This window comes from Opitutaceae bacterium (genome assembly GCA_041395105.1).
Taxonomy (GTDB): Bacteria; Verrucomicrobiota; Verrucomicrobiia; order Opitutales; family Opitutaceae; genus B12-G4.
This window is the reverse complement of the sequence record JAWLBB010000002.1, coordinates 968315-991329: the sequence shown is the minus strand read 5'-3', so window position 1 is coordinate 991329 and position 23015 is coordinate 968315. Positions and strand designations below refer to the sequence as shown.

Below are 23015 nucleotides of genomic sequence, written 5' to 3'. Positions count from 1 at the left end.
CGCGAAGTGGTGTCGGGAAAGCTCTACAAGTTGGAGGCGGGACAAGTCCGCTCCACTGGATATCGCCTGCCCTTGACTCTGTCTGCAGTCGGCATTGCTGAACCCTCCAAAGGGACTGAACCTCTCCCCACTCTGTCTCCCATAGGCTCTGCTGGCGTGCATACATTGGTCTCTCTCTAGGCAACCTTGGGTAGTTCTACCTAGTGCCCCTAAATCAGAGTCAAATTGTAGGGGATGCTCCTACGGGACTCATTCATTTGTGGGGAGAGTCGAAACGAAAGCATGGCACGTATGCCTCGACTTTCACTTTACAGCATCTCTGGAATCACATCTCGACTGGCGATATTTGCAACGCTTGTGCTGGCGACATCGTCCTGGTCGGCGGACCTGACCCTGAGTTGGACGGACAACTCGGACAATGAGACGGGTTTCAAGATCGAGCGATCTCTGAATGGGAGTTCATTCAGTCAGGTCGCCACGGTGGGCGCCAATGTGGAGAGCTATACCGATGCTGGTCTGACCGCGGGCACGCAGTATTGGTTCCGGGTGCGTGCGACCAATGCCAGCGGAGACTCCGGCTACACCAACGTGGCGAGTGCGACGACGGCGGGCAGTTCTCCGGTGAACACGGCACCGACAATCAGCAACATCACCAATCAAACGATCGCCGAGGACGGAACGACGGGATCGCTTGCCTTTGTGATCGGCGATGGGGAGAGCGCTGCGAGCGGTCTTTCATTGTCTGCGAGTTCCTCGAACGCCGGCTTGATCCCGGTGAGCGCGGTGGTCTTTGGGGGAAGCGGTGCAAATCGCACGGTGACGGTGTCGCCCTTGTCCAATCAGTCAGGATCGGCGACAATCACGGTCACGGTCAGTGACGGACTGCTTAGCGCCAGTGACAGCTTTGTCGTGACGGTCACGGCGGTCAACGATGCGCCGTTGGCATCTGATGACGGGGGCTACAAGACGCTTCCCAATCAGGCCCTGAGCGTGACCGCGGCTCTGGGAGTGCTGGCCAACGACTCCGACGTCGAAGGTACGATTCTGTCCGCGCAACTTGTCGCGGGTGTCAGTCACGGCAATCTGACCCTCAACGCCAACGGCTCCTTTGTCTATACGCCTGCACTCGATTACAGTGGGAACGACAGTTTCACCTATCGGGCAAGCGACGGGGTCCTCACTTCCAATACCGCCACGGTCAGCATCTCCATTCAGCCTCAGCCCGTGGGAGACTCCGATGCCCTGGTTCATCTGCTTTTGGATGAGGGCAGTGGATCGGTGGCGCTCGATGGCAGTGGAAACGGCCGCGACGCGACGCTCGCAGGGGGGGCGTCCTACGAGTCGGATACCGGGGATGGTAGCGCCTACGCTGTGCATCTGGATGGGGTCAACGGCCACATCAATCTGGGCAATCTTGATGTCGCAGGAACCGGCTTGACCCTGGCGATCGGTTTCAAGGCGGACAGCTACCCGGCCGACCGTGACCCGCGTCTGATCTCCAAGGCATCAAGTACGGCAGCCAACGACCATATCTTCATGCTCAGTACCACGGTCTCGGATTCCCAGAACCGTCTGCGGGGTCGTTTGCGCATCGCTGGCACGACCACGACCTTGATCGCCACCAGCGGCAACCTGACAGCCGGAGTCTGGTATCATGGCGCGATGACCTATGACGGGACCACCCTGCGCCTTTATCTCGATGGCACCGAGGTGGGCAGTACTGCGCTGAGTGGCATAATCGCCACGGACTCTTCAATGGGCGTGGCCGCGGGCAGTCAGCCCGACGGATCCCAGTCCTTTGACGGCCTCATTGACGATGTGCGCATCTATTCGAAGCCACTGACGCAAAGTGAAGTGCAGGCAATCTCTGAAGGAGCCTCTCCGCCGCCGGCCAATACGACTCCTTCCATTTCCAATATCACCAATAAAACCATTGCCGAAGACACCGATACCGGTGCAATCAGCTTCACCGTGTCCGATGCCCAGACCTCCGCAGGCACCCTGAGTGTCTCGGGCAGTTCGTCAAACACCTCCCTGGTTCCCAACGGCAACATCGTGTTCGGGGGCAGCGGTGGGAGCCGGACTGTCACTGTCACGCCCGCAGCCGATCAATCCGGCACCACGACGATTACCGTGACGGTGAGCGATGGCTCTCTCAGTGCAAGTGACACCTTCACTCTGACCGTATCGTCAGTCAACGACGCTCCGGCAATCAGCAATATCACCAACAAAACGATCGCGGAAAGCACCTCGACCGCCGCGATAGCATTCACGGTCTCCGATCTGGAGACGGCCGCCGGGAGTCTGATCTTGTCGGGCAGTTCATCAAACATCTCCCTGGTTCCCAATGGCAATATCGTGTTCGGTGGCAGCGGGGGTAATCGGACGGTTACCGTGACGCCGGCTGCGGGTCAGTCAGGGAGTTCGACGATCACCGTGACAGTCAGCGATGGTAACCTTTCGGCAAGCGACACCTTTACATTGACTGTGACCGGCGTGAACGATGCACCGACCATCAGCGATATCTCAAACAAGACAACCAATGAAGACACCTCGACCGCCGCGATCGCATTCACGGTCTCCGATCCAGAGACAGTCGCCGGAAGTCTGACGGTGTCGGGCAATTCGTCGAATACCTCCCTGGTTCCGAACGGCAACATCGTGTTCGCAGGCAGCGGTGGAAGTCGGACGGTCACTATCACGCCAGCAGCCGATCAATCCGGAACCACGACGATTACCGTGACGGTGAGCGATGGATCTCTCAGTGCAAGTGACACCTTCACTTTAGTGGTCGCGGCAGTCAACGACGCCCCGGCAATCAGCAATATCACCAATAAAACGATCGCGGAGAGTAGTGACTCCGGGGCTATTGCATTCACAGTGTCCGATGTCGAGACGGCGAGCAGCAGCTTGACGGTTTCGGGTAGTTCTTCGAACACTTCGCTGGTTCCGAACTCCAATATCGCCTTCGGTGGCAGTGGCGCGAATCGGACGGTGACGGTGACACCGGCGCCCGGTCAGTCCGGCGTCGCTACGATCACCGTTTCGGTAAGTGACGGCAATCTGTCAGCCAGCGACAGTTTCACGCTTACGGTGACATCGGTCAACGACTCGCCGACAATCAGCAATATCACGAACAAGAGCATATCTGAGGACGAATCGACCGGCGCAACCGCTTTCACGATTTCAGATCCAGAGACGGCCGCCGGCAGCCTGGCGCTCAGTTCGACATCCTCGAATACAACGCTGGTCCCCGAGTCCGGTATTGTTTTTGGAGGCAGCGGAGGAAATCGGACGGTTACGGTTACCCCCGCCGCGGACCAATTCGGCAGCACCACGATCACAGTTACGGTGAGCGACGGGAACCTTTCCGCCAGCGACTCCTTCACTCTGACGGTAAATGCCGTCAATGACGCTCCGACGGTCACCGATATCTCCAACCGGACGATCGCCGAGAATGGCAATACCGGAGCGATTGCCTTCACGGTATCCGACCCAGAAACGGCGGCGGCGGACCTCTCCGTTACGGGCGGCTCTTCGAACACGACACTCGTCCCGAACGGCAACATTGTATTTGGTGGAAGCGGAGCCAATCGTTCCGTTACGGTGACTCCGGTTGCGGGTCAGAGCGGCACGGCAACAATCACGGTGGCGGTCAGTGATGGCAGCCTGTCTTCCAGCGATGCATTCACCCTTACGGTCAGTGGAGTGAATGACGGACCTCTGGTCAGCAATATCGCAGATGTATCCATTCCGGAGGACGGTTCGACCGGACCGATCGCTTTCACCGTTTCGGATGCAGAAACCGGGGCTGCGGACCTGACGATCACGGGCACATCCTCGAACACCTCCCTGGTCCCCAATGGGAACATAGTTCTTGGCGGGAACGGCGGGAATCGGACGGTGACGGTGACGCCGGTTGCGAATCAATCCGGCACCGCGACGGTTACGATTGCAGTGAGCGATGGCAGTCTGACGGGTAGCGATACTTTTGAACTGACGGTCAGCCCAGTCAACGACGCGCCGACGATCAGCAATATCAGCAACAAGACAGTTGCCGAGGATTCGCCCACCAGCGCGATTGCGTTTACGGTTTCTGATCTGGAGACATCCGCCGGAAGCCTGACTGTTTCGGGCAGTTCATCCAACCCATCGTTGGTCCTCAACAGCGCGATCGTCTTCAGCGGCAGTGGCGGCAACCGCGCTCTCGTGGTGACGCCGGCTGCGGGTCAGTCGGGGACGGCCACAATCACGGTTACGGTCAGCGACGGGAATCTGTCGGCAAGCGATTCCTTCGTCCTGACGGTGACAGGAGTGAACGATGCGCCCACCATCAGCAATATCACGAACAAGACGGTCAATGAGGATACCGCGACTGCCGCGATCGGATTCACCATCTCCGATGCAGAGACTGCAGCCGGGAGTCTGACCGTATCGGGCAGTTCCTCGAACACCACGCTCGTCCCGAACGAGGCGATTGTCTTTGGGGGCAGCAATGGTAACCGGACGGTTACCGTTTCCCCGGCAGCCAATCAGTCGGGCACGGCCAACATCACGGTCACGGTCAACGATGGCAGCCTCAGTGCCAGTGATACCTTTACCCTTACGGTGACGGCAGTAAATGATGTGCCCACCATCAGCAATATCACGAACCGCACGATCGGTGAGGGAGCCACCACCGGAGCAATCGCCTTCACGGTTTCGGACATCGAAACATCGAATGGCAGCCTTACTCTCAGTGCCGACTCTTCGAACACAACCCTGGTCCCGGTCAGCGGGATTGTCTTCGGTGGCAGTGGCGGCAATCGGACGGTCACGGTGACCCCCGTGGCAGGACAGAATGGCAGCGCAACGATTACCGTGACAGTCAATGACGGATCGTCTTCAGCATCCGATGCTTTCGTTCTCACAGTGACGGCGTCGCCCGATCCCGTCACCGTGTCAGTCATCTCACCGGTCGAAGGAGCCACCTTTACCGTAGGTGACACGATCGCGGGCGAAGCTTTGACCAGCGATATAGCGAGAACCGCCACTGTTGAGTTTTTCCATGATTCGACGCAGATCAACACCGAGCGTCAGAGTCCTTACAACTTCAGCTGGACGCCGGACACCGCCGGGACCTACGCGATCAAGGCCATCGTCACCGACACGGATGGGGCGAAGACCGAGTCCGCGCCGATATCGATAACGATTGCCGATCCGACTCCGGATCCCCTGACCGTCTCGCTGACCAGCCCGGCGGACGGTACGGACTTTGCCTACGGCAGCACGATCAACGTCAGCGCGACCGTCAGCGATACCGCCCGGACCAACCGGGTCGAGCTTCTGATCGACGGAAGCGTGATCGGCCAGGATACAACCTCTCCTTACGTCCTTCTCTGGTCCGGTGGCACTTCGGGTGACCATACCATCCAGGTTCGAGCGGTGGATAACGATGGCGGATCGGTCTTGTCGGAAGTGGTGAATGTCACGGTCGGCAGCTCGGTTCTGACGGTTACCCTGACCAATCCGGTTGGTGATCGTGAACTCGAAGCAGGACAGGCCCTTCTCCTCGAGGCCGTTCCCAGCGATATCGGAAACACCTCAAAGATCGAATTTCTTGTCGATGGATCGATCGTCAACACACAGTTGCAGACGCCTTATGACTACAGCTGGTCATCGACGGATATCGGGGCGCACACCGTTCAGGCGAAGGCCTATGACGCTGACGGCGCATCGACGTTGAGCGCCTCGGTCACGATCACCGTCACCGATCCAGCCGGCGGCGCAGTCGCCGGGGTCTACCGAGGAACCCTGTCCACGACTCCAACCGGCGCCGCCCAGGCCGAGGGTTCGGCTACACCAGCGGCCGACGCGGCGTTGAGCGGCGAGTTTGCCGTCCACGTGGATGCCGAAGGTTGGATGCACTTCCTTGGATTCGAGTCGACTTCCGGTCTCGGCTTTGCCGATGGCCCGATCCAGGTGGAAACTGACGGATTCTTTACGCTGCCTCTGGCAGTCCCGGAGGCGCTTCAGTCGCTCTTTGGTGGCGCAGCGGTTGTGACGATCGAAGGGCGGATCACCTCGAAGGGCATTGAAGGGACCATCGTGGGAACGGACATTGTGCTCACGGGCTCGTTTTCGGGTTCGGCGGGTGCCACAGAGAATGCCTCCGGTTTCTATGAGCTCTTCGGAACCCGTAGCAGTGATACCCGTGTCCTCCTGATTATCGGTGCGGATGGGATCGGTCATGTCATCCGGATTCGGGACGGCGTCCTCGTCGGTGAGGTGGTCGACGTTTCGATCGATGGAGTGAATGCTTTTCTCGCGAGTGTGGATCTCGGCCTCGAGATCGTCATCGATACGGTCAGCGGGTCGCTTGAGGGCCTTCTCATTTCGAACGGAGGGGAAATCGCCTCCCTGATGGGCCTCCGCAGTGACGTCAGTCCTGATCGCCGACTCGAGAATATCTCGACGCGAGGCACGATCACTTCCGGCAGCGGTGTCATGATCTCCGGATTTGTCGTGTCCGGTGACGCTCCGAAGACGGTCCTCATCCGCGCGATCGGGCCGGGTCTGGGTCAGTTCGGCATCACCAACTACATGACCGATCCGGTTCTGGAACTGGTCGGAGAGGCGGGCCTGATCACCTCAAATGCCCGGTGGATCCTCGGCAACTTCGGTTCCATTGTGGAGACCGTTTCCGCCCGGATCGGCGCGTTCGCCCTGGATCCGGACAGTCTTGATGCGGCCCTGTTGGTCACGGTTGCCCCGGGGCGTTATTCCGCGGTCGTTCGCGATGCGGCGGGTCGGGGAGGGGACTCCCTGATCGAGATCTACGATGCGACGGATACGGTCGTGACCGGCAATGACCTGGTCAATCTCTCGACCCGCGGAGCGGTCGGGTCGGGCAAGAACCTGATCGGCGGATTCGTGGTCACCGGCAATGTTCCGAAACGGGTGCTGATCCGCGGAATCGGTCCGGGCCTGGCTCAGTTCGGAGTGGCGAATGCCCTGTCGTCGGCAAGACTGGTCCTGACCCAGCGGGTCGACGGAGTGAACGAACGGATTGGGGAGAACACCGGTTGGTCGACCAACCCGAATGCCGAGGCCATCCAGACGGCTTCGGAGAGTGCGGGTGCGTTCCTCCTGGAATCCGGAAGCGGAGATTCCGCCCTCCTCATCTGGCTCGAACCCGGCATCTACACCGCCGAAGTCCAACCCGGCACGACCGGGGCCTCCGGCACCGGGTTGGTTGAAGTCTACCAAACCGACTAGTCGGTTTGGTAGCGTCGCCAGCAAATCGCGCAGCAATTTTGCGAGAGACAGTGAATGATCGAGGAGTGATCCCGGGGATCACGGAGATGGAAGATCGTAGATCCGGCTCCTCTCTGATACGCCGTGACAAGCAGGAGATCGGGTTCCGATAGGCTGTGGCAGGAAGGGGGGCAGAGTGGTAGCCCCATATCCAAAGATTCCCCATGTAGAGCTGGCGCTCGCGCCATGCCGTCCGAAGCTCTGCTCCGCGGAAGGTGCGCCCAGCGGTCACGCTCGACCGAAGATTCGTGGTCCCGGGATAGGGACAGACCGCTGGGCCGTCCATCGACCTTTCTGTATCAAAACCTTGGTTACATTCGTTACCTTTGTAGTTCAAATTCTCAAGCGAAGAACCCCTTTCCGTTCTTCAGCGCGCACCTGTCCCGGCCCCACATGTGGTGTCGGGAGCGCCTTCTTACTGTCCTCCCCATCCCGTCTCCGCGTCCGTAGATCCCCGCTCTGTCTCGCTGGCGGATTCTACTCAGGTCGCTGAAATCCCCGTCAAACCGGTCCGGGTGACCTCACTCCAATTCCGGTGAGGCGAAGTACAGCGGTAGACCATGAATCGCTGTACCCATTTGTTACCATCTCTTCGCGGCTTCGCATTCTCTGGTCTATCGGCTGTCATTTTGGCGACATCGTCCTGGTCGGCGGACCTGACCCTGAGTTGGACGGACAACTCGGACAATGAGACGGGTTTCAAGATCGAGCGATCTCTGAATGGGAGTTCATTCAGTCAGGTCGCCACGGTGGGCGCCAATGTGGAGAGCTATACCGATGCTGGTCTGACCGCGGGCACGCAGTATTGGTTCCGGGTGCGTGCGACCAATGCCAGCGGAGACTCCGGCTACACCAACGTGGCGAGTGCGACGACGGCGGGCAGTGCGCCGGTGAACACGGCACCGACAATCAGCAACATCACCAACCAAACGATCGCCGAGGACGGAACGACGGGATCGCTTGCCTTTGTGATCGGCGATGGGGAGAGCGCTGCGAGCGGTCTTTCATTGTCTGCGAGTTCCTCGAACGCCGGCTTGATCCCGGTGAGCGCGGTGGTCTTTGGGGGAAGCGGTGCAAATCGCACGGTGACGGTGTCGCCCTTGTCCAATCAGTCAGGATCGGCGACAATCACGGTCACGGTCAGTGACGGACTGCTCAGCGCCAGTGACAGCTTTGTCGTGACGGTCACGGCGGTCAACGATGCGCCGTTGGCATCTGATGACGGGGGCTACAAGACGCTTCCCAATCAGGCCCTGAGCGTGACCGCGGCTCTGGGAGTGCTGGCCAACGACTCCGACGTCGAAGGCATGATTCTGTCCGCGCAACTTGTCGCGGGTGTCAGTCACGGCAATCTGACCCTCAACGCCAACGGCTCCTTTGTCTATACGCCTGCACTCGATTACAGTGGGAACGACAGTTTCACCTATCGGGCAAGCGACGGGGTCCTCACTTCCAATACCGCCACGGTCAGCATCTCCATTCAACCGCAGCCCGTGGGAGACTCCGATGCCCTGGTTCATCTGCTTTTGGATGAGGGCAGTGGATCGGTGGCGCTCGATGGCAGGGAATGGCAATGACGCAACGCTTCAGGGAGGTCCGGTCTACGAGGCTGATACCGCCGATGGCAGTGCCTTTGCAGTCCATCTGGACGGGGTCAACGATCACATCAGTCTGGGCAATCTTGATGTCGCAGGAACCGGCTTGACCCTGGCGATCGGTTTCAAGGCGGACAGCTACCCGGCCGACCGTGACCCGCGTCTGATCTCCAAGGCATCAAGCTGGGCAGCCAACGACCATATCTTCATGCTCAATACCACGGTCTCGGATTCCCAGAACCGTCTGCGGGGTCGTTGCGCATCGCTGGCACGACCACGACCTTGATCGCCACCAGCGGCAACCTGACAGCCGGAGTCTGGTATCATGGCGCGATGACCTATGACGGGACCACCCTGCGCCTTTATCTCGATGGCACCGAGGTGGGCAGCACTGCGCTGAGTGGCATAATCGCCACGGACTCTTCAATGGGCGTGGCCGCGGGCAGTCAGCCCGACGGATCCCAGTCCTTTGACGGCCTCATTGACGATGTGCGCATCTATTCGAAGCCACTGACGCAAAGTGAAGTGCAGGCAATCTCTGAAGGAGCCTCCGCCGCCGGCCAATACGACTCCTTCCATTTCCAATATCACCAATAAAACCATTGCCGAAGACACCGATACCGGTGCAATCAGCTTCACCGTGTCCGATGCCCAGACCTCCGCAGGCACCCTGAGTGTCTCGGGCAGTTCGTCAAACACCTCCCTGGTTCCCAACGGCAACATCGTGTTCGGGGGCAGCGGTGGGAGCCGGACTGTCACTGTCACGCCCGCAGCCGATCAATCCGGCACCACGACGATTACCGTGACGGTAAGCGATGGCTCTCTCAGTGCAAGTGACACCTTCACTCTGACCGTCGAACCATCAAGCGCCCAGTCTCCATTGATTGTGGAATTCCCGGGAGTCATCAATGGCTCAGAATTCGAGTTGGGATCAGTGATTGATATTCAGGTCAATGTCAGCGATCCAGCTCAAACGGAATACGTTGAGTTGATTGTCGATGACGTTCCAATCGGCCAGGATTTGGCTGCTCCTTTCGTTTTTCTCTGGTCTGGAGCAGAGTCTGGAGCGCATACCATTCAGGCAAAGGCCTATGATTTGCTTGGAGCGGCCCATTCCTCACCGATCGTGGTGGTTTCGGTAAGTGGTTCATTGACCCAGGTGGATCCGCCGGTTTCTGGCGTTTATCGAGGAGTGATCTCTTTGCCGACGACGGGTGCAGATGAAAGCAGTGTTCCCATGGACACCGGTGTTGAGACCGGACGATTCTCGGTGTGGATCGATCCTGCGGGCGCCATGCGTTTTCTCGGTTTTGAGCCCTCAACGGGAGTGGTATTCTCGGTTTCAGACGTCACCGTCGCTGAAGACGGAACGTTCGTTTTGACGGGTCTCGCAGCGGGCGAACTCGTGATCGCGAGAGGTCGGATCGACGCCAAGGGAATCACCGGAACCATAGATGGTAGCGATCTTGTACTCACCGGTCTTCCGGTTGATGCGGATGGACCGACCGGGCCCGCGACCGGAGTCTACGAGGCTTTCGGGGTGCACACTTCGGATGCCTGTCTGATTGTCATCTCAGGTGGCGACGGCCTGAGTCTAGTCACTGTCTGTCGGGATGGTGCCGTTCAGGCCGCAGAGGTTCCGGTGGTCATCTCTGGTGGCAAAGCCTATCTGGTCAGTGACGTTCTTCGAGTTGAGATGGTGTTTGATCTCAATTCCGGAAAAGCTGAGGGGACCTTGTCGATTGCAGGAGGTCAGGATATTCGGTTCCTCGGTCTCCGAGGAGACATAGCTGCTTTTCGACGTCTTGAGAACATTTCGACCCGTGGAACGATCGCGGCAAACGGCGGAAACATGATCACGGGTTTCGTGGTGACAGGCACGGAGGCTAAGGAAATCCTGATCCGGGCGATTGGTCCGGGCCTGGAAGCTTTCGGAGCCGCCAATGCGGTGCGGGATCCGGTCCTGAGGCTTGTCTCCGATGCCGGAACCATCGCAACAAACAGTCGTTGGGCGGTGGGCAATGTGGGCTCGGTCATCGAAACGGTATCGGCACAGGTGGGTGCGTTTCCTCTTGATCCATCCAGTCGAGACGCCGTTCTCCTCGTCACGGTGTTTCCCGGCCGCTATACCGCAGTGGTCGACGATGCATCCCTGCTGGGGGGAATCACCCTGGTCGAGATTTACGATGCCACCGAGGCGAACGTTGCCGGCAACGATGTGAGCAATCTCTCGACTCGTGGTCAGGTTTCGTCCGGCAAGGCATTGATAGGAGGGTTTGTCGTGTCGGGCAATACGGCCAAGCGGGTTCTTATCCGTGGAATCGGACCGGGATTGGCAACCTTCGGCGTCGTCAACGCCCTGCCGGAGACCCGATTGATCTTGTCTCAGCGGGTCGATGGAGCGGATGTTGAAGTTGGCCGGAACTCGAATTGGGGAACCCAGCCCAACGCCGCAGCGATCATTGACGCGACTGACGCGGCCGGTGCCTTTGCCCTGGATACGGGCAGCGATGACTCCGCCATGCTCCTCTGGCTGGAACCGGGCGTCTATACAGCCACCGTTCAGGCCGCCGCTTCTGGAATCTCCGGCCTCGCCTTGATTGAAGTCTATCAAACGGAATGACCTCGGGTCATTCCGTTTGATATGCCTCGCCAGCCCAGAGCTTTGGTCCAAACAAAGCTTATGGCATGCGCCAGCTAATCGGTCACGATTAGCGATAGCCGCCATGCGATTTTGCGAGAGAGTCTGAGGATGCCAGCAAATTGCGGAGCAATTCTGCGAGAGACAATGACCTCGGGTCATTCCGTTTGATATGCCTCGCCAGCCCAGAGCTTTGGTCCAAACAAAGCTTAAGGCATGCGCGAGCTAATCGGTCACGATTCGCGATAGCCGCCATGCGATTCTGCTCCTACGTCCACTTGTCCTGTGCTGACCGTTCACAGCCCCGGTCCACCGGTAGCATAGCCACCCTCCATCAGGGCAGAACCCCTAAACAACCCTCAGGCTAACCCCTAAGTATTTCTTCTCAGGTTGCTTAACGGATTCGCTCTGCTAGGAAAATGGTGTCGGATTGTTCGCGGCGCAGAGGGATTTTTCGGTGACCGCTGATTCATGGTCCGAACGACGTGCGAATCCCGCCCATCAGTTCAGCAACAGACCAGAAGGCCGATTTCCGCATTTCTCGCGCTTACTCGGACAGTATTCTCGTGGCCGTGTTGGGTGTCCTTGCGACGCTTCACGTCGTTTCCTCCGGCCTCTCTGCGGAAGAAATCAAACTCACGTGGACCGACCGGTCCCGAATCGAAACGGCCTACCATATCGAGCGTGAGATTGCCGGGTTCGATGGGTTCGAGGAACTGCCAACTGAGTTGGGTGCCAATACGGAGTCGTATACCTATGATGATCCAACCCAAGGCGGACAGCTCAGATTCCGAGTCTTTGCTTCCAACGAATATGGTCCTTCAGGCTACTCGAACCTGGCGTCGACGATCCCGCCGCAGACAATGATCGAAGACACGCCGTTCGACCTTATGCTCTTTACGGACGGGCATCCCGTCACGAACTGGGGCTCATACGAGCCTCGAACGGACGGCGAATGGCAGAGCGCGGTTTCGTTGGCAGTTTCGCATCAGCAGGGATCCGGAGGTATACCGGGCCAGGCTTACTTTGACGATATCAGCATCTACGATGGCGAAGGGAACCGAATCGGATTTGAGGATTTTGAGGATAATGGGGTTGGCGACTACCCCGGAAACTGGGCCATCAATCCGGATTGGCCTTGGAGTGAACCGTTCAACTCTGTGCAGGCTGATCCTGTTTCGCCTGACGAGGATAGAACCTTTTTCTTGGCGGGAAATGGTTCCAGTGTGACGGGGTCTTTCTTGCCTGGGAGTTACGATTCGGAAGCGATTGCAGTTGAGTTCCGGATCTATTTGCCCGGAAGCAATGGCATCGGGGGAAACCCAGCCTATTTCATATTCGGAGGAGCGAGCGCCATCGCCTATGTAAACGACGACCGGAGTGTATCAGTCCGTCTCGGACATGACGAGAATACCGCGTTGGACGGGCTGTCCCTCGATCGCTGGTACCAAATCCGGATGGAACTGAAACCAGAAACTGGAGTTGCTCGCCTCGTTCTTGTTGGTGAGACCAGAGTTTTCGATCAGGAGAATCTTGGCTTACAGATGGCGATCGATGGATTTTCCCTTGTTTCCAACCTGCTGTTTGCCCCTGCTGAGAGGGCGGATACTCGGATCCTTACGATTTCTCCCCAGGCAGACGCTTTCGGTTCGACACTCGTCACGATCGATCTGATCGCCGGTGATGAGCGGCTTGCCAAGATCTTCAAGTTGGGAATTGCACCCGTCAACGATCCTCCGTCCATTGGGGTGTTGAGTGAACAGGCGATGCTTGAGGATAACGTGAAGGTCGTCCCACTGCCCGTATCCGATCGAGATACCGATCTCTCCGAGCTCAAGGTGATTGCTGCAGCGGCTGAAGCGGATCTGTTCAGCTCGTTGACTGCAGATTACATTGATGGTGAGGGATGGGTCCTTTCAATGGTACCTGTGGCGAACCGAAATGGCAAAACGGAGATCGACGTCACAGTCGATGACGGAGAATTTGAGGTTGCTTCATCGTTCCTGGTCGAAGTCATCAGCGTGCCGGACGCCCCGGAGTTTGTCGCATATCCCGAGTCATTGACCACAACTCAAGGGTCCTTCAGCTTTGCCTTTGCAGTTGAAGTCGGCGATGTGGATACGCTGTCTGAAAGTCTGACCATCGTTCCTTCGATGGAGGATTCCGACTTGATCACGGCCTACAATGTGATTCCCGGGCAGACGGACGGCGAATTCCTGGTCTCAATGGTTCTGGATCCCAATTGGTCGGGCGAAACCATTCTACTCCTGGTGGTGACCGATGAGACGGGAGAATCGGCTCAAGTTGACATCGAGCTCATTGTTGAGCCGGGACCACGGGTTTTCTTTGGATCGATCGGGGAAAGCGGAATCTGCGCCCTTTACATTGATTCTGGTGGAGTCGGAACGTTTCTTGGATGGAACCCTTCGGGTCACGACGTCTACTTCAGCGAAGGCTTTGGTGTCGGGATGGATGGTTCTTTTGTCGTCGGTGGCAACCCGAATGGAGTGGGTGCCTTATCTGGCGAGATCGTTGGATTCGGAGTCTCGGGAGTTCTGGGTCCCATGGACATCGTCTTCAGTGGTCAGCAGTTGGCGATCGGTGGCCCCACCTCGGGCTTTATTGGTGGCTATCTGGGTTTTCTGAATGATCTTTCGGGAGGTATCGGACGGTTGATTGTCGGACCGGACGGTAGGGCTCTTGCGGTCTTGGAATCGAATTCGGATTCCGTTTCGGATGGTGCTTGGGTCGGTGTGGATGCAGAGGGTTTGCTTAGCGGTATTTGGCTGGATTCTCCCATGTTCGAAATGAGGTTGGATCCCTTGATGCGACGATTCACGGGTGATGCCGAGTTCGCAGGCCTGCACTGGGCAGTTGCTGCAACTCAGGATCCGAACGCTCGGGCTTCCAGAATGGTAAACCTGTCGACCCGCTCCTGGTCTGGGATGGGGCCTGAGGCGATTATCGCAGGATTTGTGGTGGAGGGGGCAGGGCCGATCGACCTGCTGGTTCGGGGAATCGGTCCGGGATTGATTCGTTACGGCGTGAACCCGGTTCTTGGCAATCCGGAGCTGGTGCTTCGGGATGGCGGAGGCGTGATCGCATTGAACAAGGACTGGGATTTGAATCCGGATCCTGAGTTCCTGACGGATCTTGCAGGGCAGTTGGGTGGATTTCCGTTGGACCCTGGCAGTGGAGACAGTGCCCTCTTTTCCGAACTCGGAACTGGGAGATTCACGGCCGTTGTCCGACCTGACGGTGACACGAATGGGGTGGCTTTGGTCGAATTGTACGACGCTACGTTTGGTGGGGAGTCTCAGCTCGCCAATCTGTCGACGCGTCTCGTGCTGCGACCATCCACTGCGGGAACGTTGGGATTCGTGATATCGGGTACGACGCGGGTCCAGGTCTTGATTCGTGCAATCGGCCCGGGATTGTCGAGTTACGGAGTCGAAGGTGTGTTGCCCGACCCAATGCTCAGGGTTTTCGATCAAGCCGATCCCCAAGCACCCTTTCTTTCGAACGATGATTGGTGGGATCCCGACGAGGGATTGATCCAGGCGGTTTCAGCAAAGGTCGGTGCCTTCCCGCTCGAATCCGGAAGCCCTGATGCTGTGGTCCTGGTCTGGCTCGATCCCGGGGTCTATTCTGCCAAGGCATCGGATGCCGATGGAGCCGGGGGCGCTGTTCTCACAGAACTCTACGTCGTCCCCTGAGCAGATGGGCGAAAAGGAGTAATCGACCGACCCGAATGGCGCCAGGACAAGCACATCTTTGGGATATTGGGATTCGGGGCCAGCCACATTCTCTTTCGTCCTCTGTGCCTTCGTGCCTCTGTGAGAGCTGCTTTCTGTCGGGTTTTTCTCTCACGGAGACACAGAGACACCGAGCGGATCATCGACGCTTCCGTTCCTGGTGCGGGTGCTATCGATCTCCATCAACGCCTTGGCCGGGTTTAGGAACCCAACCCATTCTCCTTCTTCCTCCGTGCCTTCGTGCCTCTGTGAGAGCTACTTTCTGTCGGGCTTTTCTCTCACGGAGGCACAGAGGCACTGAGCGGATCATTTGGCCGCCGGTGAGAAGCCGGCCATAGGGCTTCAGCTCTTATTGACTCATGCCGAAGAACATGGGAGTCCTTTTACTGTCTGATTGGATTCCGACCATGTTTGCACCGCTGACCGCCATTTCCCGCCTTTTTGCCCGGAAGACCACCGGGTTCTCGTCTCTGCTCTGCTTTGTCATCCTTGTCCTAAGCGGTTGTGAATCAACATCAACGCAGAGCTCGACCTCCTCCTACCCGACGCCGATGGGCGATGTCGGGGCGCCGCCGGTGGAAAACCTGACCCTTTCCGAAGGAGACGTGATCCTAGTATCCTTTCCGGGCGCGCCGGACCTGAATATCACACAGACCATCCGCCGGGACGGGATGATTGATCTCCCGTTGATCGACGAAGTGTCAGCCGTGGGCAAGACTCCGGACGAACTCGAAGCCCTCTTGGTCCAACTCTACGAGCCCCAGCTCGTGAACAGTGAGGTCCAGGTGACTGTCGTCTCTTCCTCCATTCCCATGTTCGTATCCGGATCTGTCGCCCAGCCGGGAAAGATCCTTGTCAGCCGTCGGATAACGGCCCTGGAAGCGATCATGGAGGCCGGCGGACCCATCATGGGGCGCTCCGATCTGAAGAACGTCACCGTTATCCGTGAAGAAAACGGAGTGCGCTCCAACTTCAAGCTGAACATCAAGGATATCCTCGACGGCAAACCTGCCGAATCCTTCATCCTCAAAGCCTCCGACATCGTCTACGTCCCGGAACTGAAGTTTTAGGCGGCAGACCCGCCCGGTAAGAGCGAGGAGGGTAAGGGGTAAGGGAGCGGCCGTAGGTCGCGGTTTTGCGTTATTGGGGTAAGGATCGGGAACAGTGGACGCAGCCCAGAGGAAGAGGTTGTCGCCACCGCGCTGTGTCGCGGTGTTCTCCAACGGGAGCGGAACGGCGACACAGCGCCGTTGCTACAGTTCAGATCCTGCTCGACCTCCGCTCGATCCTTCTGCCGCGACCGCGGCATCCCTGCTATAGTCTCCGTTTCCCACTTTCGTTCATTGCTTGTCCCGGCGTATGATCCAGGAGCCGGACTTGTCCCGGCGAATCAGCGAGGAGCTGGAAGTGAAGCGAGTGTGAGAAAAATCCGACCTGTCCCGGCCCGAAGGCGTCGGGAAGAATCCCTCGCCGAGTCGTGGAACGTCGACATAGCGACGTTGCTACAATTCGTGTCGAGTCCTACTCCGCTTTCAGAACCATCCCGTAAGTCGCGCTCCCGATCTCTTCGAACCGGGATTTCGCAGGGCTCAACTTCATTTCGCCTGCCCTTAGTTACCTTCGTTACCTTGGTAGTTCATTCCCTCCTTCCGAAGAACCCGATCTGCCATCTCCTATCTGCTACCTGTCCGGGCGTATCGAAGAGAAGCCTGATCTCCGCGAGCCACGCTCGCTACTCAAACATCTTTCTCCAGACCGGCTCGGTCAGGGCCATGCGGACCACATCGCGCCGGGCCCCATCGACCACGACATCCTCAAAGAAGACCCCCTCTAGGATGAAACCGAAGTTCGCATTCAGATTCAGGTTCCGGATATTCGCGTCCAGAGTGTGCAGGTAGATCTTCTCATACCCTCGGATGGCAAAGGCGTGGTAGAGAAAGAGGAAGGTCGCCCGCTTGCCGATGCCCTTTCCGCGCATCTGCGGCTTGCCGACCAGCTTCCGCATTTCGGCTTTGCCGGAAGCGAGATCGATTGTCTCCGTGCCGATCGTGCCGACGAATTCGTCCTTGTAGGCAATGGCCAGGTATTCGCGTTCCGGGGCGAGAAGGTGACGTGCCAGATCCTCCACGGAATCCGGGAAGAGTGGATGAAAGCTGTCGCGAATCCTGGGAATCTGCAACCATTCGAGAAGGTCTGGGATGCTCCTCCCGGAGGGAAAATCGTCACGTCATGGACGGACAATCGGTGGGTTCCCAGCCATTCCTGACATCCCGGAGTCTGAACAGACGATTGTAGGCTTCGATCGGTTTGGATTCAGGCGGGCTTTTCAGGGACCACATTGTCGAGCAGATGCCCCGCGACGGTCACGATCTGGGGCTCCTTGACGCCGTAATTGATGAGTTCCCGGTAGAATCCCCGGGCAACCAGCCGCAGCATCTGCTCATGGGGATCGGTGCCGTTCTCGACCCTGTTGTCAGCCATTGGTGGGCATGATGAGAGACTTCAGGCGTTCAGGCAATGCTTTGCGGATTGAGCGGCGTTACCGCTGTTATTGGTTACTCGTTGTTGGTTATTTCTTGCATCGATCGACATAACGTATTACGGTTGTTGGATCGATATGAATACCGTGACTGTCTCACCGAAATTCCAAGTCGTGATTCCCAAGAGCGTTCGCGATGCCCTTCAGCTGAAATCGGGCGAAAAGATGCGGGTGGTCACCTACCGGGATCGAGTCGAGATGATTCCGGTTCGGCCGATCGAGAAGATGCGGGGATTCCTCAAGGGGATCGACACCGTGATCGAGCGGGATGCCGACCGTGTATAACGTCGTCGATTCCTCTGGTTGGCTTGAGATTGCGGATTCGCCCGTGGCCGGGCATTTCTCCGATGCGCTCGAGGATCCAGAACGGCTGATCGTTCCGGTGATTACCATCTGCGAGGTCTTCAAGAAGGTCCTTCGCGAAAAGGGAGAGGGTGAGGCCCTGCAAGTGGCCAGCCTGATGCAGTCAGGAACCGTCGTGAACCTGGACCAGGATCTGGCCTTGGAAGCCGCGCGTTACTCCTTGCCCCTCGCCGACAGCATCATCCTTGCCACGGCCGTCGCTCACGAGGCCGTGCTCTGGACCCAGGATGTTCATTTCCAGAACCTGCCCAATGTTCGGTACTTCCCGAAGGAGTGAGATCGGAGATCGTAGGCCTGTCGCAGGTCTGAGCGCCCGGGAGGCCGCTGTCACAGGTCGTATCCGAATTGTAGCCACGCCTCTACTTGTCCTGGCGTAGCATTGTGAAGCCGGATGCGGCAATCCTTGTTTGAAATCTCTCTACTTCGCCTGCCCAGAGCCCGCCTTTGGTTCCTTGGGCTCTGTAATGAATGTGTCGTTACACTCGGTACTTCGCTACGCTCGTTGAGGTGTCACTTCGTTCGGTAGTGGTCATGTCGTCTTCGACTCGGTAGTTCCTTGGCAGTTCAAACCAAACTCCAACCGGGCCTCATCCGAACGAAAAAGGACGCGGCCGAGGCCGCGTCCTTTGAGAGAGCAGGATTTCCCCGAAGCGATCAGGCCATAAATCGCCGCCGGATCGTGGCCAGGCCGGCCAGGCCAAGCCCGAGCAGCGCCAGGGTCATGCCTCCGTCTGGAACACCGAGGTAGACGAGCTGGTCCTGCTTGTTGACGATTGCGCCGGCAGAGTCTCGATGGGTCAGGTTCATTACCCGGATGGACGTGCCGTCGTAGTTGTCAGCGAAATTCGCAACGTTGGCCTCAATCCAGTCGAAATACACGTTGTCGTTGTCAACCGGTGTTTCGCCTTCCAAGCGCCAAAATGCGTTCTGGAGCTCATCATTGGCGGATCCAGAGGAATAGGAATATCCAGCGATAACCGAATTCAGCTGGCCCGTGGCGAAGAGTCGATAGAGCTCGGCAGTTCCCTTGGAGATCGGATCACCCACTCCTCCTCCCGGTAGTGATTCGTACGGTCCGCCATTTCCGCCTGCTTTGGCGTGGAGGCTCAGTTCGACCTGCAACACCGTTGAGCCGGGAGTGAAGAACTCGTTTCTCTCAAGGCAGAACGTACCGAACTGCGTGGTGTTTTTCGCACCGGCAGCGTAGTTGTCCAGCACCGAGGAAAATTCCCCAAGTGGTGTCGCCTGGTAGTTTCCGGGACCTGAGTTGCTAGCTCCCATGGTAATCAGAAGGCCGAATGCCTGGGTAAGGCCCATCGCACCGACCGCCATAGTTGTCAAAATCAGCTTTTTCATAAATGGTTCCCTCGTATGTATTGGTATCTCCGTGACGCCGATAGTTTCGCAAGTCCTTTACGGTTGGGTCAATCTGCGAATCGAGTGAACCCTCATGAACAGGGAAACCCGGTGTCGAAACGGTATGGTTCCTCCCGTGGGGTACCTAAGGGTTTCTCCTTGTTTTTACACTTGGGCTGATTCTTCAGAGATCGGAGCGAGCTCGTTTTGCAGTATTGTCCCGGAGGCGGGTGGGTCCCCAGTTCATAGATACATTGTGATTCTGGTTGGGGCTGCGGACTGTTTCCGAGTCCGAGCCGGTAGTCTCACAGACGCCAGGCGGGCATCAAGCAAGGCGTGATCGCGATTCTGCGTGGTCGGTCAGATCAGCCCAAGTTTCACCAGACAGATCGCTGTCCGAGGCTGACGAAACCGGTGCGACTCTCGGCGGGCGCGAGAAAAAGTCGCTCCAGCGACGGGAATCGACCCGGGTGCCTCTGCAATAGCGGGTAGGTCTCGAAACCCGCCAGAGCAAAGACAATGGCGGCTAAATCGATCAGGGAACTGTCGTGCGCGTGGGCAGAAGTCTGGAGGTTGCTCCGATCGAAAGAAGACCGAGGCCGAGAAGCAACAGGGTGGTGCCTGAGTCAGGGACCCGGCGAACATCACCCCACGCAACCAGTTTGGCCTCTTTGAGGTAAACATCCTCGCGGCTGTGGGAGGAGTCCGACAGCTTCTGCTGAAGCCGCACGGTGTAGGCGAGTTTCCCATCCGCTTGAAGGCTCCCCATGAGAATCCCGATGCCGGAGATATCCTTTACGTGCCAATCGAAATTGGTCGCCGGGTGAGACCCGTCAACCTCAAGGTCATTCCAGATCTTGGTTGAATCCAGGGTGATATCAACCCACTCGCCAGCGTCGTTTCCGTCATCGGCAAAGGAAAAGCCGACCTTTGCTCCGGTGATGAAGTGAGCCAATGGGTCGAAGCCGTCATTCAGGATGTTGAAAGAACCCTGAAAGCCCAGATCATAGGTCGTGTCCCCGGATCCATAGGGTTCATTCAGAAAATCCAAAGCCGTACCGGTCTTCTTGAAGCCGTCGTAGTCCTTCCAAGTCAGGAGGGCCAGCGCTTGGGAATGCAGGGCGAAAAGGACGGTTGCAATTGCGAGGAGTTTGCTGGTGCGAGCCATCGGAGTTTGGTTTGGAGGAGGGGCGGTCAGAGAGGGTTTCGGGAGGGCGAAAGCTTAATGTGTGCCACGATAATGAGAAAGCTCGAAGCGAGTTGGCAAGTGTGTTTTTAACTATCTGCTAACCAAACGCTTATAAGAGAAGGCCAGCGGGATGAAAATTCCCCTCTCACACGCCCTTCGATTGGAAAGTGTAAACGAAGCCGACGCACCATCGAAAGATCAGGGTCCCCTGGCGGGGCAGGGTTCGCTCGTTTTCGGCCGGACTACTGAATGAATACGGCAACATGAACCGGTCGCGGCTTGGGTTCCTGAGCTTGTAAGTAGCTAAATAACAAATAGTAGTGACTCATTGGGGTTCGATTCCAGACACCTGTGCGACCCGGCGAATCTCGGGGGGATTCGCACTCAGAGCGGACGGGTAAAGGAACTCTTCGGCCTCATTCCTGAGTGTCGGATCAGTTTACAGCTGATTCATCGCTGTGGGAGAAACCTTACGAGCAGCTTCCGATGGACCTAATATTCTGCAGATTTGTAACATAATATGTTACAAACCCGCAGGGGGCGTTCGGTTCCAGGTGATCGCTGTGGCGGTTCGGTCGAAATGTAAAATTCTACTGAAAGGAACGGTATCCCATCGCGGTCCTCATCTCGTCCTTCCCCTTTCGTTTTCCCGACGCTTTCGGGCCGGGATGTTGCCAGGCTCCACTTGAGCGAAGCGGGTATGAACCAATCAATCACACCATCCTCTCGCCCCCTTTCCGGCGCCAGCGCCGGGCCTACACCGCGGTCCTCCGTCGACCGTCCACAGCTTGCCCGTCGAAGCTCGAAGAGCGAAGTCGGGTCCACCGGTGGCTCAGCCGCCTCTCTCAATCCCCAATTTCCCCATTAGATCATAGAGGGTGGGCCGGCTTATGCCGAGCTGCTCGGCGGCTTGGGTGATTTTGCCTTCATTCCGCTTCAGAGCGTCGGTGATCATCTCCCGCTCAAGCGCTTCTCGGGCCTCTTTGAGGTTGGTGGATCTGGCCCGGCCGGATCCATCGCCCAATTCCAGATCCTCGGGCGAGAGTTGTTTCCGGTCGGCCATGATGACCGCGCGTCGGACCTTGTTCTGAAGTTCGCGGACGTTGCCCGGCCATTCGTGCCGGGAGATCGCGGTGAGTGCGGATTTCCCGAAGGTGACTCCGGTCTTGCCGTTTTGTTCGGCGTATTGCTGAAGGAAATACCTGGCCAAGAGCTGGGTATCGTCCCCGCGGTCGCGCAGGGCCGGCAGCTTGATCTCGACCACGCCCAGACGGTAGTAGAGGTCTTCGCGGAAGCTGCCATTGGCCATCGCCTTGGTCAGGTCGATGTTGGTCGCGGCAACCACCCGGGCTTCGACGACGATTTCCTCCCGGCCGCCCACCCGCTCGATCCGCTGTTCCTGGAGGAAGCGCAGGAGCTTGACCTGGATCGGGGCCGAAATCTCGCCGATTTCATCGAGGAAGAGGGTGCCCCCGCTGGCATGCTCGATCCGTCCGAGCCGCTGCGCATGGGCGCCGGTAAAGGAGCCCTTCTCGTGACCGAACAACTCGCTCTCAAGCAGAGTCTCGGGAATGGCGCTGCAGTTGAGCGCGACAAAGGGCCCATCCGATCGTCGGCTGCGGGCGTGGATGGCCCGGGCGACCATTTCCTTGCCGGTTCCGCTTTCGCCGAGGATGAGGACCGGGGCATCGGCCGTGGCGACTTTGCGGATGGACGAGAAGACGGAATCCATCTTTGGACTCGAACCCAGCATGCCCTCGAATTGATCGGTTGGCTGACTCTTACGGATCTTCGAGAACTCCCGTTCGAGCGAAGCTACATGGAAGGCCCGTTTTAGGGTGGGGACCAGGATGTCGACGTCGACCGGCTTGCCCATGAAATCGTAGGCCCCGGCCCCGATGGCCTGCAGGGCGATGGCCTTGTCGTCCTGCCCCGTTATCACGATGACCTTGGCCCGCGGGTCCTCCTCGAGGATCTCGGCCAGCGCCGCCAGACCTTCCTCTGGGGTTCCCGAGTGGGGAGGGAGACCGAGATCGAGAAGCACGACGAGGGGCTTTTCCGAGCGAAAGACCTTCAGCGCCGAGGTCCGGTCCTGGGCCTGAAGGATCTCGTAATCCTCCGCCAGCGCCCAACGCATCTGCGTCCGGATCTCGTCGTCATCATCGACTATGAGGAGGGATTGTTTCATCTCGGGGAGACGGGATAACTGCAAAGGAACGAAGGTAACAAAGGTTTGAACCGAGAAGAGTTTGGGATGGCTTGGATCAGGAGGTTGCTGTTC

Annotated in this window: 14 protein-coding genes; 9 read left to right on the top strand and 5 right to left on the bottom strand. The window is 58.0% G+C overall.

Features of this window, described 5'->3' with window-relative positions; translation table 11 throughout:
- The first annotated feature begins 357 nt into the window (after positions 1 to 357).
- The 7 genes from R3F07_10930 to R3F07_10900 all read left to right on the top strand — a co-directional run bounded on the left by R3F07_10930 (position 358) and on the right by R3F07_10900 (position 16357).
- Positions 358 to 7257 carry an Ig-like domain-containing protein gene (locus R3F07_10930; protein ID MEZ5276882.1) on the top strand — a complete coding sequence of 2300 codons (6900 nt, stop codon included), beginning with the start codon at positions 358 to 360 and terminating at the stop codon, positions 7255 to 7257.
- A 668-nt stretch (positions 7258 to 7925) separates the two neighbouring features.
- Positions 7926 to 8873 carry an Ig-like domain-containing protein gene (locus tag R3F07_10925; protein MEZ5276881.1) on the top strand — a complete coding sequence of 316 codons (948 nt, stop codon included), beginning with the start codon at positions 7926 to 7928 and terminating at the stop codon, positions 8871 to 8873.
- Positions 8854 to 9177, top strand: coding sequence for a hypothetical protein (locus R3F07_10920; GenBank protein ID MEZ5276880.1), 324 nt, complete (start codon positions 8854 to 8856; stop codon positions 9175 to 9177). Before R3F07_10925 ends, R3F07_10920 begins: the two co-directional genes overlap by 20 nt.
- A complete protein-coding gene (locus R3F07_10915) occupies positions 9174 to 9488 on the top strand; it encodes a LamG domain-containing protein (GenBank protein ID MEZ5276879.1) in 315 nt (104 codons plus the stop codon). Before R3F07_10920 ends, R3F07_10915 begins: the two co-directional genes overlap by 4 nt.
- Positions 9412 to 11514: an Ig-like domain-containing protein gene (locus R3F07_10910; protein MEZ5276878.1), complete on the top strand. Its 2103-nt coding sequence runs from the start codon at positions 9412 to 9414 to the stop codon at positions 11512 to 11514. Before R3F07_10915 ends, R3F07_10910 begins: the two co-directional genes overlap by 77 nt.
- Before the next feature lie 503 nt (positions 11515 to 12017).
- Complete coding sequence (locus R3F07_10905) at positions 12018 to 15248, top strand: fibronectin type III domain-containing protein (GenBank protein ID MEZ5276877.1); 3231 nt, start codon at positions 12018 to 12020, stop codon at positions 15246 to 15248.
- Between the two features lie 446 nt (positions 15249 to 15694).
- Positions 15695 to 16357 (top strand): polysaccharide biosynthesis/export family protein, encoded by a 663-nt coding sequence (locus R3F07_10900; GenBank protein ID MEZ5276876.1) that lies wholly within the window; start codon positions 15695 to 15697, stop codon positions 16355 to 16357.
- A gap of 662 nt (positions 16358 to 17019) precedes the next feature.
- Here the strand turns inward: R3F07_10900 and R3F07_10895 are convergent.
- Complete coding sequence (locus tag R3F07_10895; GenBank protein MEZ5276875.1) at positions 17020 to 17487, bottom strand: GNAT family protein; 468 nt, start codon at positions 17485 to 17487, stop codon at positions 17020 to 17022.
- Positions 17488 to 17600: 113 nt separating this feature from the next.
- On the bottom strand, positions 17601 to 17768 hold the full coding sequence (locus R3F07_10890; protein MEZ5276874.1) for a hypothetical protein: 168 nt from the start codon (positions 17766 to 17768) through the stop codon (positions 17601 to 17603).
- Positions 17769 to 17904: 136 nt separating this feature from the next.
- Between R3F07_10890 and R3F07_10885 the strand changes: the two genes are divergently transcribed.
- Both R3F07_10885 and R3F07_10880 read left to right on the top strand, forming a co-directional pair.
- Positions 17905 to 18111, top strand: a complete 207-nt coding sequence (locus R3F07_10885; protein ID MEZ5276873.1) for an AbrB/MazE/SpoVT family DNA-binding domain-containing protein — start codon at positions 17905 to 17907, stop codon at positions 18109 to 18111.
- Positions 18104 to 18466, top strand: a complete 363-nt coding sequence (locus R3F07_10880) for a type II toxin-antitoxin system VapC family toxin (protein MEZ5276872.1) — start codon at positions 18104 to 18106, stop codon at positions 18464 to 18466. The genes R3F07_10885 and R3F07_10880 overlap by 8 nt, the downstream gene beginning before the upstream one ends.
- Before the next feature lie 377 nt (positions 18467 to 18843).
- Here the strand turns inward: R3F07_10880 and R3F07_10875 are convergent, their stop codons facing one another.
- From R3F07_10875 to prsR, 3 genes are all read right to left on the bottom strand, one after another.
- Entirely contained in the window at positions 18844 to 19545 is a 702-nt protein-coding gene (locus tag R3F07_10875) for a VPDSG-CTERM sorting domain-containing protein (GenBank protein ID MEZ5276871.1), read from the bottom strand.
- Positions 19546 to 20080: 535 nt separating this feature from the next.
- Complete coding sequence (locus R3F07_10870; GenBank protein ID MEZ5276870.1) at positions 20081 to 20713, bottom strand: VPDSG-CTERM sorting domain-containing protein; 633 nt, start codon at positions 20711 to 20713, stop codon at positions 20081 to 20083.
- Between the two features lie 853 nt (positions 20714 to 21566).
- The gene (gene prsR / locus R3F07_10865) at positions 21567 to 22922 is read right to left on the bottom strand and encodes a PEP-CTERM-box response regulator transcription factor (GenBank protein ID MEZ5276869.1); all 1356 of its coding nucleotides are present in this window, start codon (positions 22920 to 22922) and stop codon (positions 21567 to 21569) included.
- Positions 22923 to 23015: the final 93 nt, after the last annotated feature.

Bases quoted from the DNA above. Each gene is read 5' to 3' on its own strand.
- R3F07_10920 (MEZ5276880.1), top strand. From the start codon at position 8,854: ATGGCAGGGAATGGCAATGACGCAACGCTTCAGGGAGGTCCGGTCTAC.
- R3F07_10900 (MEZ5276876.1), top strand. From the start codon at position 15,695: ATGTTTGCACCGCTGACCGCCATTTCCCGCCTTTTTGCCCGGAAGACC.
- R3F07_10890 (MEZ5276874.1), bottom strand. From the start codon at position 17,768: ATGGCTGACAACAGGGTCGAGAACGGCACCGATCCCCATGAGCAGATG.
- R3F07_10885 (MEZ5276873.1), top strand. From the start codon at position 17,905: ATGAATACCGTGACTGTCTCACCGAAATTCCAAGTCGTGATTCCCAAG.
- R3F07_10875 (MEZ5276871.1), bottom strand. From the start codon at position 19,545: ATGAAAAAGCTGATTTTGACAACTATGGCGGTCGGTGCGATGGGCCTT.
- R3F07_10870 (MEZ5276870.1), bottom strand. From the start codon at position 20,713: ATGGCTCGCACCAGCAAACTCCTCGCAATTGCAACCGTCCTTTTCGCC.
- prsR (MEZ5276869.1), bottom strand. From the start codon at position 22,922: ATGAAACAATCCCTCCTCATAGTCGATGATGACGACGAGATCCGGACG.